The sequence below is a fragment of the Brevundimonas vesicularis genome, from assembly GCF_044807075.1.
Lineage (GTDB): Bacteria > Pseudomonadota > Alphaproteobacteria > Caulobacterales > Caulobacteraceae > Brevundimonas > Brevundimonas vesicularis_G.
Window position 1 is genome coordinate 1,025,927 of the sequence record NZ_CP085234.1, and the last position, 15,860, is coordinate 1,041,786.

The 15,860-nt window shown below is 65.9% G+C and carries 8 protein-coding genes; 1 reads left to right on the forward strand and 7 read right to left on the reverse strand.

Annotation, left to right across the window (positions count from 1 at the left end):
• The first annotated feature begins 275 nt into the window (after positions 1–275).
• Positions 276–1,484, forward strand: coding sequence for a DUF3363 domain-containing protein (locus tag LG306_RS05060; RefSeq protein ID WP_354040103.1), 1,209 nt, complete (start codon positions 276–278; stop codon positions 1,482–1,484).
• Between the two features lie 164 nt (positions 1,485–1,648).
• Here LG306_RS05060 and dpdD read toward each other — a convergent pair whose 3' ends face one another.
• Genes dpdD through dpdF form a run of 7 tightly spaced genes read right to left on the reverse strand, consistent with a single transcriptional unit; the run spans position 1,649 to position 15,860 of the window.
• Positions 1,649–3,781, reverse strand: coding sequence for a protein DpdD (gene dpdD, locus LG306_RS05065; RefSeq protein WP_354040101.1), 2,133 nt, complete (start codon positions 3,779–3,781; stop codon positions 1,649–1,651).
• Positions 3,771–4,289, reverse strand: a complete 519-nt coding sequence (gene dpdK, locus LG306_RS05070) for a phospholipase D-like domain-containing protein DpdK (RefSeq protein ID WP_354040098.1) — start codon at positions 4,287–4,289, stop codon at positions 3,771–3,773. The genes dpdD and dpdK overlap by 11 nt, the downstream gene beginning before the upstream one ends.
• Complete coding sequence (dpdJ, locus tag LG306_RS05075) at positions 4,286–8,743, reverse strand: protein DpdJ (protein ID WP_354040096.1); 4,458 nt, start codon at positions 8,741–8,743, stop codon at positions 4,286–4,288. The genes dpdK and dpdJ overlap by 4 nt, the downstream gene beginning before the upstream one ends.
• Complete coding sequence (locus LG306_RS05080) at positions 8,743–9,474, reverse strand: hypothetical protein (RefSeq protein ID WP_354040094.1); 732 nt, start codon at positions 9,472–9,474, stop codon at positions 8,743–8,745. Before LG306_RS05080 ends, dpdJ begins: the two co-directional genes overlap by 1 nt.
• Entirely contained in the window at positions 9,464–12,511 is a 3,048-nt protein-coding gene (gene dpdH, locus LG306_RS05085; RefSeq protein ID WP_354040092.1) for a protein DpdH, read from the reverse strand. Before dpdH ends, LG306_RS05080 begins: the two co-directional genes overlap by 11 nt.
• Positions 12,508–13,380, reverse strand: a complete 873-nt coding sequence (gene dpdG, locus LG306_RS05090; protein ID WP_404418727.1) for a protein DpdG — start codon at positions 13,378–13,380, stop codon at positions 12,508–12,510. Before dpdG ends, dpdH begins: the two co-directional genes overlap by 4 nt.
• Positions 13,377–15,860, reverse strand: a complete 2,484-nt coding sequence (dpdF, locus tag LG306_RS05095; protein WP_354040090.1) for a protein DpdF — start codon at positions 15,858–15,860, stop codon at positions 13,377–13,379. Before dpdF ends, dpdG begins: the two co-directional genes overlap by 4 nt.

A 15,860-nucleotide genomic window follows, 5' to 3' on the forward strand; every position in this document is an offset into this window, starting at 1 on the left:
GCGGTCTCGACGAGAACATCCCGGCGCAGGAGCGAACCAAGCGGTTTCTATTGATCGGGCATGTCGAGAGATGATCGGAATGTATGACAATCTGCAAAAGAGGTCGGAGGGCAAGATAAAAGGGTGTTTTTGGCGCTGCGCTTTTCTTCTATTCTGACCGTGACTTAGTCGATACGCGCGGACCTCTTGGCGAGTTGCGTTGAGTTGCCGCCGGGGAACTCGGGGATATCTGAGGAGCGGTCTAAATGCTGATCCGCGACGCCATTGGAGAGAGGATGGCCGCCGCCTCCCGCGAGGATCCGGAAGGCGTCCGCGTCAGCCTTCCAATCCGGCTAAAGAAGGACCGGCCCTGCGTTCGCAAGGGCATGATGCAACGGCTGGCGAGTTCCAGGGCGTTCGCGCTCGGCGACCGATCCGGCGTCCTGAAGGCGGCGCAGAACCGGTCGGGCCGGGCCTTCCGTCTCGACGTTCGCCAGAAGGTCATCGTCAAGGCGCTGGTCTCGCGTCATGTCGGCCGAGGCGCCGATCGGGCTGCCGCCCTGGGCAAGCATGTCGCCTACCTCGGCCGGTCCGGCGCCGGTGTCGAAGGCGAGCGTCCGGAGTTCTTCGATCGCGAGGTCGACGGGATCCGGCCGGCCGCGGAGACCGACGGCTGGAGCGATGACCGTCACCATTTCCGGTTCATCATCTCGCCCGAGCATGGCGAGCGGCTCGACATGAAATCCTATGTCCGCGAGGTCATGGCGCGCGTCTCTGCGGACCTGGGAGAGGCCAATCTGAAATGGGTCGCGACCTGCCACTACGACACCGATCAACCGCATGGGCATGTCCTGGTTCGGGGGCGGCGGGAGGACGGCCGGGACCTCGTCATCCCTCGCGACTACATCGGCTACGGCTTCAGGGCGCGGGCGCAGGAGGTCGCCCAGGAGCGCCTCGGAGACCTGTCGCGGGTGGAGGCCGAGCGACGGATCTGGAAGGAGACTGAGGCGAACCGGTTCACCGGCTTCGATCGGCGCCTGATCGCCGAGGCGGACGGCAGCCGGATGGTGGACGACGGCGTCGGCGCGACGGACGCCTGGGCGGCGCTAACCCGGGGAAGGCTGAAGCATCTGGAACGCCTCGGCCTGGCGACGCCCGTGGGGCGTCGGTACCGTCTCGACGACGACATGGAGGCGAAGCTGCGGACGCTCCAGGCGCGCAGGGACATCATCCGCACCCTAAATCAGCGACGACTTGAGGGCGCGAAGGAGGTTCGGCCTTTGGGTCAGGACGGGGTCAGGGGCGTGGTGGTGAAGACGGGGTTTCACGATGAGGCGGGGGCGGCCCCATGGGCGATCGTGAGGGACGGTGACGGTGTGGAGCACTACGCCCGGCTGCGGTCAGGTAGCGCGGCTTTGCAGGTCGGCAAGCCAGCCACGCTTCAACTCGTTTCGCACGGGCTGGCCCAGGTGATCACCGGACGCGGCGCGGATCTCTCCAGATAGGGTTGTGTGACTTGTCCGGAAGCTAGACTGTCGGCGCCCGGATGGCTGTTGCGCATGTCCAAGCCGAGAGGGCAAAGGCGGCGGTGCGTGTTTTCAAGCATGTTCCTCAACGCCCGGCGCCAGAGACCTCTGGGGAGGGCCAGGCGCTGGCCGGTCGTCGCCTGTCATGCCGAAGCGACGGGCTGTGTCGCGGACCATTCGTCGATGGCCCGGAGGATGCTCAAGGCGCCTCGACCTGCGGCAAAGACCAAGTCTCCCCCGCCGAGATTCGCTCGTATGAAATCCGTCGCCGCGTGCGTCGCCGACGCCGCGACGACGACGAAAAGGTCTGCGTTCTCGGCAAGCGACTTCAGCGCCTTCGTCCCGACGTGCTCGCTGCTGACCCGCACATCCGCGCCCGGGGCGTGCAGGTGCAGTCGCTGGACTGCCTGTGCGGCGGCTGACTCGGTCAGGGTGTAGATCGCGATCAGCTTGCCCGAGAGGCGGGACGCGAGTTCCTGATCGGCCTGGGAGGACGTTGCGGTTTCGAACGTCTCGGGCGAGGTGTTCTCCGCCCAGCCCAAGGCCGAGCCGAGATGTCCCAGGCCTGCGCGCTGAAGGGCCGTCAGTTGCGAGGCGACGGGCGTGAGGCGGCCGATCGCCTCGTGCCAGAACTGCTCCCGCGCTGACTGGTCCGGGGCGTCGGCGACGATCGTCTCGTCGATGATCTCGAGCAGCCAAGAGGCAGCACGAACGCCGGCGCCTTCGCCCACCAACGACAGGCAATCGGCCAGCAAGCGTCTGTAGGCTTCGGCCGACGGCGCGAGAGAGAGCAACGCGCGGAAAAGAACGGCCGCTGAATCCATCAGCGGCGCGATCCGCCCGGCCAGCACGAGGCGCTCGAGCGCGCGTTCGTAAATCGCTTGAGCTGCGGGCCGCGCGAAATCGGGGTCGCGAACGAGCCAGGCGACGAGGTAGGGCAAGCCGTCCACGAAGCGCTCGAAGGCCAAGCCGTCCAGCGGCAGGTCCTCGATCCCATCGGCCAGTCGCGCGGTGAAGACAGGGTCGTCGAATCCCGCACGCCACTCTCGCGCGCCCTGCCTGGCGATGGCCCCGGCCGCTGTGAAGTTCGGATCTTCCAACCGTTCAAGCCATTCGCTCCACCCGGTGGGGGGAAGAACGTCGCCGTACTCCGCCTCGATATCCTCGAAGGCCAATCGGACGGCATCGTTGCGGAATAGCTGCGCGCGCTCGCTGTCGCTCAGCTGGTTGACCAACGCCGCTGCCTGCTCAAACGCTGACAGTCCGCCGTTGATGTCGGCGATCTCGATCGCCTCCGCAGCTTCGACCGGCGCCGGGAGGGCCGGCGGGATCGGTTCGTCCGGCGCTTCGCGGGCGAGAGCGACGACGGCGCTCATGAGGTCTGCCAGATCGTGGCCGGAAGCTACAGCGGCCTCGGCCAGCGATTTTGCGCGGGGCGAGCCGGAGAGAGCCTCCAGCGCGTAGAGCCGCCATCCGCCCTGGTCGAGTGTCGCAGGCGCCGGCAGCCGGATGAGATCCTGGGCCCTGTGCCGAACGGCCGATCGATAGGCGTCCAGGGTCAGATCGCCGGCAGAGGATGCGGTGCGGTAAAGAGCCTCGAGCAGCGCTGCTGTGACGGCGGGTGGGCGTCGGGTAAGCAGCAGGCTGTCGAAGTAAGGGGCCGATGCGATTTTCGTCCAGTCCCGCGCCGTCGCGAGGATCTCGATCTCGAGGAAGCGAAGATTGAGCGCATCCAAACGGTGTTCGCGACGGCACTGGTCGAGGATTTCCAGCGCAGCATCGATCGCCAGATTGTTCAGGTGATCGCGAACCAGAGCGAGCATCCGCCCCGTGGAGTCCGGGGCCGCTTCGCCGTGGGCTGGAGCCCTTGCCAGGGTGGCGCGAAGCCGGGCCAGGGCGCGAAGAGCGGAAGGCGCCGTTCCCGGATGAGGCACGAGACGGGCCACGGCCGCCGGGTTGTGGGCGGCGAGATGGGCTTCGTGAGGCAGCGCCCGGTTGAGCAGGCGCGGGGCTCCCGAAAAGTCCGTCAGCGTCGGACCCGCGAAGGCCAGCAATAGGGGGCGCAGTTGGCGCCATTGCCGATGGTTCGAGGCCACGGCGTAGAAGACCGGCACGCGATCAGCTCCTCGGTCCCAGACGAGCAGGGCGCCAGGGAAGGCGTCGTCCAGGGCCGTGGATTCGAGGGCCAGATGATCCGGCGCCAGGTTGGGACGGCCGGTCGCATCCCGAAATGCGTCAAGTGAGGCCTGCGAGGCTTCGAGCGTTTCAGCCAGCAACGACGTCGCTCCATTTTTCCTCGAGCTGCAGGCGTCTCTCCGCGACCGAAGCCGGATCGGTCCTCAGCAGAATGTGCTCGTCGTTCACGGTGATGCCGTTCCACGTGAGGTTCATCGAGCCCGACAGGACGTAGTCGGTCGACAAAAGGCCCTTCTCATGGAAGTCCGGAGCCACCTTGATCCGAACCGAGTTCCCGAGGTCGAGCTTTTGCATTTTCTCGATGAAGCTGACGTTGTGAGGATGATCTCTGATCAGGATAACGATCTCGCAACCGCGTTCCGCGAGCGTGGCCAGGATCGTGGACAACCGGATCATCGAGACGGGCCAATCCGGACAAAGGGCCGCGAACTGCCGAGCCTCGTTGTCCAGGATTTCGATGTCCGTGATCCACCCGAACCCGATCCAGAGCCGCTTGCTCGGCTTGATCAGTTCGACTGCGAACAGCGACTGCAAAAGGTCTCGGATGGCACGGGTCTGGCCGGGTCCAGTCAGGTCGCGCGAGGTCATACCTGCTCCTGAATGACGAGGGTGACGATCAGTGTATCGCCCTGGCGTTCCGTGCGCTCGAGCTTCGGGAAGAACTGCAGATAACCGATGTCGACAGGTGTGATGAGAAGTTCGACCAGCGCCGTGCGGAGTTGGTCAGCGCCGGCGATCGGCATGGAAACCTCGACGGCTCCGTCCTCGGCGAGAACGCGGGCGGCCGTGGCCTGCCAGTTCGGTTGATCGAGGGGCACCCGTTGTCCGGTCCGGTCGAGAAGGGCGCGGGCCATTCTGGGATCGGTGCTGCGGCGCTGGGTGAACCGATTGTAGGACTGCAAGGCCTGCTGAGAGATCTGGACGCCTCGGGGCCACAGGAGATTGCTGAGGATCTGCGCTGCGTCGGCGGGTTGCAGTTGTCCCGCCACTCCGGTCGCCGCGGCGACCCGAGTGCGCAGGTCTTCGGACAGGGCGAAGACGAACGAGATCTCCCGAACGCTGATCGCGACGCCAGTCGCGCGCTCTAGATCAATCCAGCGCACCAACAGGTCGGCGAGCAGCGGGTCGAGTTCCGGCCGCGCTCCTGGCGTGAGCAGTCGTGCGTTCAGAGACACGCTCAGCGCATGACCGACGGTCAGCCCCCTGTCGTCCAGAAGGCTGTAGAGGATCCTCCGCTGCGCCTCACGGGGTGCATAGGTCGTCTCCGACCTGAGACCTTGCGTCGCCGCAGCTACTTCGGGATCGTCCCGCAGAAGCCCGACGAAGGTCTCCAGGCCGCTCGCCGCGAGTTCGAGGTCGGTCGGCGCCAGCGCCGCTTCGAGCGCCCGTGAAAGAGCTCTCGGCTCCTGGACGATCCGATCCACGATCGCTTGCAGGACGCCGGCGCCCCCAAGGGTCGTCTCGGTCACCCAGAGACGCGCCGCGTCCCCGATCTCGACATCGACGACAAGCGCATCGGTCGAGACGTGGCGCGGCGCCAGGCTGGCGCAGGCCTGAAGGAGAGCTTCCCCCATGGTGCTGACGAAGGTGTCGCGGATCCATCGGCCGAACAGGGTCGGGTCAGGCGCATCGAACTCCTGCGCCAGATCCCTCAGGCGAGCCAGAACCTCCGGACGGCGAAGGACGTCGGTCAGGGTCTGCGCCTGGGCGCTCGCATGCCCTCCATCCGCGGCTGTCGCCATGGCGGCCTCGTCATCTCCGGCGCTGGCTGGATCGTCCGCGACCCCAGGCGTCTGGAAGATCGCATCGACCGTTCTCGAGAGATGCTGCGCCGCGTCGTGCCCGCCCAACAGAGCGGCGGCAGCGCCGGCGAGGCTCTCCCCTGTCGCAGCAGCGCGGGCGATGGCGGCTCCGATGACGATCTGCTGCAGCCAGTCCCTCTGAAAGGCGTCGATATCATCCGGAAGCAGATCGTCCGCAAGGAGACGGTGCCGGAAGTAAGCCAGCCTGCATCCCGACAGGACGCTTTCGGGCAGATGGCGCCAACGCGTCTCGATCAGGCCGAAATTGAGGTCAAGCGCGAGCGCGTCCACATCGATCTCAAAGCCCACAGCCGCCGGATTTCCCTCGTCGTCCGTGAAGCGGTAGCGGATGCGGCGATCGCTGCCGACGCGACGGAGGAGCGCCTCGCCCGAAGGCGCATAGCGCCGCACGGCGACGTGACTTCGGAACCTGTGCAGGTAGGCCGACACCCCGGTGATCTGGTCCCGCCACGGATTGCGATATCCGAGATCGATCGCGACCGGCTCGCCGAACGGGATGAACTCGCTCGCCCAGTTAAGCCTTGCATTCGATGTCGGACCCGCCACGTGTCGCGGCGCGTGGTGCAGCGGAATGCTCCACGGCCGGTAGACCCGAACGCTCGCGCCTGGCGGACCGAACAGTCCGACTTCCTCGGAAGCGCCAGTGAACTGGCCGATCGGCACATCCTGCTCGGGCAGGTCGGGATCCAGGGGGGACCAATGGTGTAGGTGGCCGTGTTCTGTGGCGAAGCGACGGGTGACCCGTCCTGGGGCGAGTTCCGTCAGGGCCTGAGCGATGAGCATGTTGCTCTGCTTGGCCGCGTCTCGCCGGGTCGCGGCGGGAATGTCCACGATCACTTCCGGAAGGTTCAGATCGCTGAAGAGGGTCCGGGCGACGAAATCGGGCAGCGGATGATAGTCCGACTGGATGTCGAGAAGGCTCGGCGGGACAGGGTGAGCCTTCGCCCAATCTCGATGAAGCCGTCGGAGAAGCGTTGGCGCGGCCTCGAGAAGGATTGACCGGGGAGGAGACCAGAGCAGGCTCCGCAGAGCGGCCTCGTCGATCTGCAGCGCGCCTTTGAGGTAGGCGCCGAGATCGGCCAGGGTCGCGGCGTGGCCTTCGACCACCTTAAGCAGCAGGGTCTTGGCGGCCTCGCGCAGAGGCGTCGTCTTCGAGCCTGAGGGGCGGCTCAGCACGTCCCAGGACCAGCCCCACGGCGCCCGGCTTCGATCCGCGATCCAGTCGAACAGGGCGTAGGTCGCCTGCATCCGAAGCACGTAGTCGTTTTCGACGGGGAGGCGTTGCGGCGGCAGGGCGGGATCGAAGAGATGCTCGTAGGCTTCGAAAGCCACGCGATCCCGTCCGTAATCGCTCAGCACGGTCACCGTGAGGGGCCGCATCCCGCGGCGGCGTCCGGCACGTCCTTTCCTCTGCAGGAAGGAGGCTGCGTCCTTCGGAGCCTTGTGCTGAAGGACGGCGCCGACACGGTCGTCATTGTAGCCGACCTCAAGGGCGGCGGTGGCGATGATCACGTCCGCATCGGCCTGTACGCCGCTGTCGGCTGAGGTTGTGCGTCCGATGACGAGCGGCGCGGTAACGCCCCGACCGATCGCATCCGCCGCCGCCCAGACCTGGCCGTCCCGATCTCGGCGCCGGCGTGTCGTGAAGTCCGCGGTCGGTGCACGCAGGGCCGCCAGGGGGAGGTCGCCCGGGCGAGGGCGCCCGAAGGGGTCGAGGCTTTCCGCATCGCGGAAACTGTCGAAGAGCCGATTGATGACGTCGAGGTTGTCGGTGAACGCGAACAGGCGACTGCCGAAGGCCCCGCCCGAGCGACCGCCTTCGAGCGGGTCCAGCATCCGGGCGAGCAGCATTAGGCTCTGGATGGAGGTCGACAGAAGTGATGTCTGGGACGCCGGATCGCCTCGCAGAAGGATCTGATACTCGCCGCCCTCCTGGACCAAGTCGCCGGGCGTGATCTCGTCGACCGCTCCCGGCGGCAATCCTACGAGATCGGCGAAGAACCGCGGGGCCTCTCGAAGCGTGGCGGAAAGTCCCGCGTACACGATCGGCGCGTTCAAGGCATGCTTCCAGCGCCTCAGGGTGAGGGCCGCCTGAGCGCCGGCCACCCCGGTATAGGTGTGAACCTCATCCAGCAGGGCGAAGAACGGTCGCTGCTGGAAGGGGCGGCCCACGCCGAACAGGCGGCGAGCCTTCAGGTCGGAGAGCCGCTGGTTGAGCATCTCCGTGGTCGTGAACAGGACGTCGGGCGCGGCGTCCATCAGCCGATTGCGTGTCAGGACGATCTGGGTTTCGGGTATCGACGCATGGCAGGAGACCGAAGCGCAGACCAACCTCTCGCGCTTCTCCGTGATGTCCTCGCCGCGCCAGATCAACCTGTCGCCACAGGCAGGGCAGGGCAGCCAGGGGCAGACGTACGCATCGCCCAGCTTGCGCCATTTCGCATCGGCGACGTCCTTCATCGTCGCCTGGCGAGGGGTCGAGGCGAAGAAGGCGCCGATGGAGACCGGACGGCTTTGGGCCAGAGCCCCGTCAGCCTTGCGCAGCAGGCGGAACGCCTCCGAGAACTGGTCTTTCAGAAGCTCGGTACGAGGATAGACGGCGAGGACCTTGACCCAGAACTCTCCCGGGCGAACCGCCTCTGCGACGCGCGTCATGGCCGGAAGGTAGAAGGCCAGGGTCTTCCCGGAGCCTGTGCCGGCCGTCACGATGACGCCCGCGTCGCCGCGAGCCTTGAGCAACCGCTCGGTGGCCGCTTCCTGGAAATCAGCGAGATCCATGTCGGTCGGACCCGTGAACGCGCTCCAGATCGCCCGTCTCTGGAGAGAGGCCGCCGGGTCGATCCGCGTCAGGACGTCCGACGCGGTCCGGTCGCGTCGAGGATAGCGCCGCTGCCTATAGTCGACGCGAAAGTCCGACACGAGACGGGGCGCCGTCGTCCAGGCCCGCCCATCGAACTGCTGCCGGAGGCGGCTGAGCAGGCGAACCGTCTCCGCGAAGCGGGACCGATACGCGATCTCGTCACCCACGCCTCGCACTTCCAGGATCAGGCGTCGATCAAGGAGGTCCTCGATCGCATCGTCGCCGACAGGGCCGCCACCGAGGATCTCGGCGGCCAGGGCCGTCGCCTCGTCTTCTGTCAGGTTTCCGTCGACGAAACCCCACCGCAGGGCTTCCATTTCGAGGCGCTCGATCGCGTCGAGAAGGTCGAGAGAGCTCACTACGACGCCGACCTTTGTGGAACGATCCGGAATCCCGCAAGGAGGTTTCTCGCAACCAGCCAGTCCCTGACGTCCACGGTGAAGTCGTCCAGGCCGGCGCCGCCTTGTGCGACCTTGCGCAAGAAGGCGAGCACAGTGGGTGGGACATCTCCGCCTTCAATGGCGCCGATCGCTTCGGATCGGGCCTTCACGGCAGCGTTGAGGGCGTCGAGCCTTTCCTTGACGGCGCCGGCCTCAGGGATCGTGTCACGGATGCCGATCAAGATCGCATCGAGTTGGCGAATGCGGGCGACTGCTCCGGCGTAGGCGGAAAGGTTTTCGAGGGCGCTCAGAACCTGGTCGAGGGCCGCGATGTCCGCCTTGGCGACGACCATCGCGCGCCAAGCCTCGGAAGAGGTCTTTCCTGACTCTGCGATGGCCGACTTCAACGCGCCGGTGAACGCGTGACGGATGGCGGGGTCTGCGTCGGACAGACTGTCGCGGTCGTCGCGGAACTTCGCCAGCAAGGTTTGGGCCTGTTGTCGGGCCTGGGGCAGGGGGCTTGGGGCCCGGACCTCCACGCCCTCCGCCAGCAGGGCGCGACGGACGTCTTCGGCCTTGGTCAGATCGGTCGCGAGCGGGCCGAACTGGACTGCGCGGGAGCGAAAGACCGATGCCTTGCCGCTCGCCTTCTTGAGTTCGCGATGCCGGTCGAGCGCGGTGCGCAACTGCTGTGCCTGGTCAAGCAGCATCGGACGCCTCCCACTCCAGAAGGGCGTCCGAAATGGTCTCGAGCGCACCTTCGATCGTCTGGATGTCGCGCAGGACGCCCTCATCCTCGGCATTGATGCGGTTGGCCTGTTCCGCGAGGTAGCCTTGCCCCTGGTTCAGGAACGCGGTCGCAGCGGTTATCAGATCACGCCCGCCGACGAGGGCTCCCGACCGTGCTCTGGCGTATGTCGGCAAGCTCGCGACCGGGTCCTCCACCGTCCGCAAGGAGCGGGCTGATTGGACGGCATCGTCGTAAAGGACGGTCTGGAACGTGTTCAAGGCTTCGTCCAATTTCGCCGTCGTCCGTCCGGCCAACCCCTCGTCGGCGAACGCATCGCGGGTTTGCCTGAGAGACGTGATGATGGCCGCCCGCTTTGCGTCGACTCCGAACGCCGCCTCCATTTCGTCGAGCCACTGGAGCCGCGCAGCACGTTCCTCGTCGCAGGCAGCCTCGAGGGCGTCCTTGGCCTTCTGATAGGCAACCGAGATCCTCGGGAACTGATCCGCCTTCGTTTGCGCCGGGGGTGTCTGCTTCAGGCGCCAGCCATCGCTTCTAAGACGACGGAGCGTCGATGCGATGCGCGTCGGACTGATCAGCGTGCCGACCTCGCCGCCCTTGCTTCCGGAGTTCAGCGCACGGACGACACCGCGGAGATCGCTATGACGGTGATTGATCCCGTCGTTCAGTTGGCTGAGGGGCTGGGTCATCGCCGAAGCGTCGCCTGGCTTTTCGGCGAGTATCGCGCTGACGTCAGACACCGTATCCGCCTCGGCTTTCACGCGGCCGCTCAATACGGCCTGGACGGCCAGCAGCTCGATGGCTGCTGTCACGAGATCCCAACCCGGTTGCGGGGCCGTGAACGCCCTTAGTTGCCCTTCGACGTCAGCCTTCCAACTCGAGAGAATTTCCAGGTAAGCGGCGAGCGCCTCGGAACCCCCAACGAAGTCCCAGCTGCCGTGTTGCTTCGCACGGACAAGGCCGGAAAGCCCCACCACCGTGCGGTCCAGTTCTGAGGCATCTGCACCAGCATGCGGGATACGCAGGGTGAGGGGCAGCGCAAGTTCGGTCGTGCCTTGACGGTCGAACACGATCGAGCGTCTACGGAACATTCGGTCGGCCTCGTTTCCGCAGAACCGCGACTTCTCCAATCCCAGGTCATCCCAATCGATCGCGTCGGCAACGGCCTCGAAAATCATCGGGCGCAGCGTGTCGGGCGCCTTGTCCAGAAACTCGCCCCTGGCCCAGGCCTCCAGTTCGACCTCCTCTCTCGTGAGCTTGCGGCCGCTCGCGGGCGGCGCAAGGACCGGCTTCGCCGCGATGTCGTCGGTCTCGTCTCCTGGGGCGTCCGCCACATCGCCCAGGGTGGGAATGCCGAACGCCTCTCGCAGGTCCTGTGGCAGGTTCAACGGACGACCGGAGCCATCCCATAGTTCGAGGAAGGCGCCGACACGTCCTTCCTCCGCTCCAGCACGACGCCTGAGCTCGCTCCGGGCCGCCGCGTCGAAGGCTCTGAAGCCGCCCAGGCGTTCGAGCAGGGCCGGAGGCGGGAACTCGCCTGCCGGCAGACTCGGACCGTAGTCGTCAAGCACCGGCGTGAGAACGCCGGTTTGGAGCGTTCGCGGATTGAACGCCTCCACGAGTTGATCGTCGGCCCGCTGCGCCATGTTCCAAAGCGCTTTGGGCGTGAAGGGGAAGAGCCCGTGTCCCGCGGGCGTATGTCCGAACGTCTGGTGGCACCCCGTCTTTAACGGACACTCCTCGCAGGCATTCGGAAGTCGCGCGCCGACGCCCTGCGCTTCCCACGCCTGAAGTCCGTTCGGTCCCAGCCTCACCGCATTAAGGTAGGGGCCTGCGAACGCCGCGAGCCCCGCTTGGTCCAGCAGATCGACGTCAGCGCGAGCCGTCGAACGGTCCATGTTCACGAAATGGGTGATGCGCGTGTAGACGGTGTCGACAACCTGCTCGAAAAAGCCTGTCGTGACGGCGATCGCCCATCTCAGCTTGCAGAGGCTGCTGTCTTGTCCCTGGTCGATCATGGCCTGAAGCAGCGCCCGATCGAGGCCTTGGACCCGCGCGAAATCCTCGATCAGCAGGACGAGTTCGCGTCCGTCCTCCTTGAGGTGTCGTCGCAATGTGACCATCAGTTCGACGAGGCGGTCGCCGGAGAAACTCAATGTTCGACTGATCGCAAGCTCGAGGCAGCGGTTGAGCATGTCCACGGCCATTTCGGGCGCGCCTGGGATCGAATAGAGATACTGCAGCGCCGTCTGCGCCAAGGCTGCGGCGTCCTTGAAGTCAATCGGATCGATCGGCAGGTCGGCGAGGGTGAACATGCGCCGCTGCTCCGCCGGCCTGTAGGCGGACGGGGCGGCGAAGACGTGATCGACCAGATCGGCGATGAGGTTGCCGTCGGCGTAGAAATGCTTCTGCCGGAAATGGACGTCCTGGAAGAGGTAAGGCACGTTCTTGATCAGTTCGGCCTCCAGATCTCGGTCGAGACTGTGCTCGGACGGCTCGAGTTCGCCGATGGCGTATGCGATCTCGTTGAGGAGCCGTTCCTTCTGTCCTTGCCGGGTCGCGACCGCTTCGCCCGTACGCGACAGCGCGTCCCGGAACGACTCCTGTCGGTCTACGGGAAGCTCGCCGATCAACATTTCCAGGATGGCGCGCAAGCTGGTGCCAGCCTTGGGCACGACGACGACGAGGCGGTCGGATGTCGTCGGGATGTTGAGCTTCAGCCAGTGGATCAGGTGCGACTTTCCCGAACCTGACCGGCCGTAGACCACCAAGCGGGAATAGGGCGCCTCTGGGCGAAGAAACTCCGCGAGCAATCCATCCTGGCTTATCGGTCTGAAGTGGTTCGGTTGCAGTTCATGAAAGTTCGTGCCGATGAAGCCGCTCACCCGCAGTTCGCGGGCAGAGTGGACGGCCCGGAAAACCACAGACGGGATCGCCTCGGCTTCGGTATTGATGATCTGAAGGACCTCTCTTGGGGTCCAGCAAAGCGGCATCGTCATGCCTGGCCTCCCACAAGACCAATATGGCTGACGCGGCGCGTCGGGTCGGCTCCGAGGTCAAGGGTCACGGCCTCGGCGTCCGACGGATTGCGCAGCCGGATCAGTCCCTCACGCTCGAGGCGCAGAAGCGCGAAACTCGTCGACTTGGAAAGTCGCTGGGGCTCGCGCTCGAACCCCGGCTTGGCTTCAGACTCGATGACACGACGTACGCGCCCCTGCTCGAATACGACGACCGCGGATGCGAGGTTCGCCAGGAAGGCGCCAATCGGCAGGTCCGGCGCCCCACCCATCGCGGAGGTCAGGTGGCGGCGCACAGCATCGGTGGGATCCGGAACGACCGCCCGGTTGGCCAGAACCTGCCCGTATCCGAGATAGCGGATCCAATAGGTGAACGTGTTCCAGCGATCGCCACTGGTCAGGTCGAAGGGCGCGCCGGAGTCCGAATGGAGTTGCTGCTCGAGTTTCGGCTTGTAGTTTGTGGCGAAGGGCAAGGGGTGTCGGGGCGATTGCATCAGAAACCAGGCCATGGCCTTTGCGAAGGCTTCTTCGTCTTCCAGACCATCGTCTGTCGATAACAGCGCGGCTTCGATTTGACTGAAGACGGCGGCCTCAGTGTTGGAGGACTTGCCGGCGGTCTTGAGATTGGCCTGCAGCCTCCCTTCCGCTTCGACGACGAGGCCAAGATCCTTGGCGGTCAAGAGCGTGGTTCTGAAGACAGAAGTGGGGTCCTTCACCTCGCGCCTGAGGGACTGCGGAGAGCACAGTCCCAACAGACGCTCCTCAGTCTCGCCAGATGGCCGTTCCGCGAGCACGGACACGAGAAGGCGGACGCGAGTGGGCATGGCTTCAAGGCGGCTGATCACACTCATACGGTCAGCCTTGAATAGAAGGTGTTAAAGTCATACTGCCTACCCGCATAGGTGGCGCTTAGGTAGACGCCCGGCCTGTCCGGGTCGAGCGTGTCGCGCGGCATGAAAATGACCCGCTCGAGGCCGAGGGCGCGGGGTTCCAGGATCGTCCGATCCAGCGTTTCACCCGAGCCGAGGATCAGCACTTCAGGGCCGCGAGGTAGACGCCGGCGCGTGTGCCGATCCACCCGACTGACGAAGAGAACGCGATCGACTCCGACGGTCGTCACGGCGTCGTCAATGGTCGCGCTTGTCGCCACCAGCCCGAAGCTCTGAACGCCGCAGTCGTGAAGGGCTTCGAAGCACCCTCGCAAACGTCTCCGGAAACCGCGATCTGCGGCAAGCGGGTCGTACCAGACCACGGCTCTGCGGTTGTGATCCAAAAGCCCCGAAAGCGTCTCTGACAGCAGGGAGGATGTGGGCCAGGGATTGAGAGGCTCGAGGCGGGGCTGGGACGGCGCCCGAGCATTTGGTTGCGGACGACATTTGGCGCAGCGGGCGCAGGCTTGTGCTTCGGGGCCGCAGTCGTAAAGATTCAGCAGGGCGGGTGACGGGCAGTCCTGCTGGCGTACGAAATCCTTCATCCGCTGCAAGTCGCCCGCACCCGCCCTGTGGAGTGAAAGCCGGACGGGTTCCACGCGGTCACGCCAAGTCTCTTCCCGGCTGTGTTCGAAATCCAGGATCCTGACGCGCTCGTGCGGGCCGACCCGATTGCCGTCCCAGACCGGCGGGCCGAGCAGTTCGACCAGGCCGGCCCGCGCCATCAAGGCCAGCACGCGGGCATTCCAGTCACTGTTGCGCTCACCCTGCATGTCGATGTCGTCGGCCTCCTGGCTCGGTGCGACGTCGAGCGGCAACAGATAGGTGTCAGGCGCGTCGAGGCCAAGGCGGCGATCGAACATGGACGTCCAGCGCTGCAGGCCCCGCTTCACGCTGATGACGATGACGTCGCTGAGCTTCTGGGCGACGCTCTCGTCTCCGAGGGCAGGCAACATCAGCGCCAGGGCAGCGCGTCCATCCCGGCCGGCGCGCCCGACCTCTTGGTAGTATCGGTCCAGCGTTTCGGGAATGCAGGCGTGCAGGACTGTTCTGACGTGCTGATAGTCGATGCCGACGCCGAAGGCGGAGGTGCCGACGACGAGGTCCAGGTCTCCGGCGCGCCACCTTTTGAGCACCTGTTCCCGCGCCGTGGCGGCCGTGCCGCCGTGGACCATGGCGATGTTCGAGAACCCTTCGGCCTTGAGCCGCACTCGCCAGGCTTCGGCATCCGCGACCCGGGTGACGTAAAGGATCGCCGGGCGTGGCGCATGCCTCAGCGCCTCGACCACCCGGTCGTCTCGAAGGCTCGCCGGCGTTGGTGGCACGACCCGATAGTCCAGTTCGCTGCGCAGTCTCAGCGCGCTCAGAACCTCGAACGGGCCAGGGCCGGAGAAGAGAGCTTCAAGCGTTTGTAGCGAGGGTGGCGTCAGCGTGGCGGACAGGAGGAGCGTACGCATCGCTCGGTGAGACGGTGCACGCGCGATCCAGTCCCGCCGGACGCCCGACAGCGACTGGAACTCCGTGCGGAACCCCGTGCCCCACGCATCGACCAGGTGCGCCTCGTCGATCACCAGGGCGCTCAGATCGCCTCGGTCGGCGACCTCGCCGAGACAGGCCCTGAGAGGACCGCAGATGGCCTCTGGAGAGGCGACGCACAGTGTCTGACGACCGTCGCGGATCAACTGAATCAACTGGGCGTTGCTCGTGTCGTCGCCTCCGCGGTACGCAATCGGCCCGGAGAAGCCCTTCTCGATCGCTGCGTTCTCGTGGTCGATGGCCAGCGCGACCGTGGGCGTCACGACGACGACGAGACCGCGAATGCCGTCGGAGAAGCCAAGGCGGGCGGCGAGTTGGAAGATGAGGCTTTTGCCTTCGCCGGTCGCCAGGCTCACGGTCAGGCTGGCGCCAGGTGGCGTGGTCAAGGCGGCTCTGACCGCCGCCCGCTGTCCGACGCTCTGGTACGCGGAGTGACCGACCTGACCGAGGAAGGGATCCCCCTCGGCGACTGAGCCGAAGTCGGTCCGCTTCCAGGCTTCCGACGAGGCGTAAGCCTCTAGCCCGTCATCGGTATCGTCGGCAGTCCAATCCGGACGCCAGGCGCGCGCGGACAGGAGCTGGCCGCCGCTGAGCGGCGAGGCTTCGAGGCCGACCCGACCGAGGTCGAAACCGTCAAGGGGGGAACCCGACGGCATGAGCAGCCGCGCCGAGCCGCTTTGTCGTTGGCTGGCCTCGCGCACGAGCACCTGGCGAAGAAGCACGGCGAGTTCGAGTTGCGAGCGATCGGCACCCAGACGCCAGGCCTGCCGCAGACGGTCGATGGCCGGGCTCGCGGCGCTCCACGGTTCCTCGGAAGGCTTGGCGATGTGCGCTTGCAGGGCCTGGAAGGCCTCATGGTCGGTCAA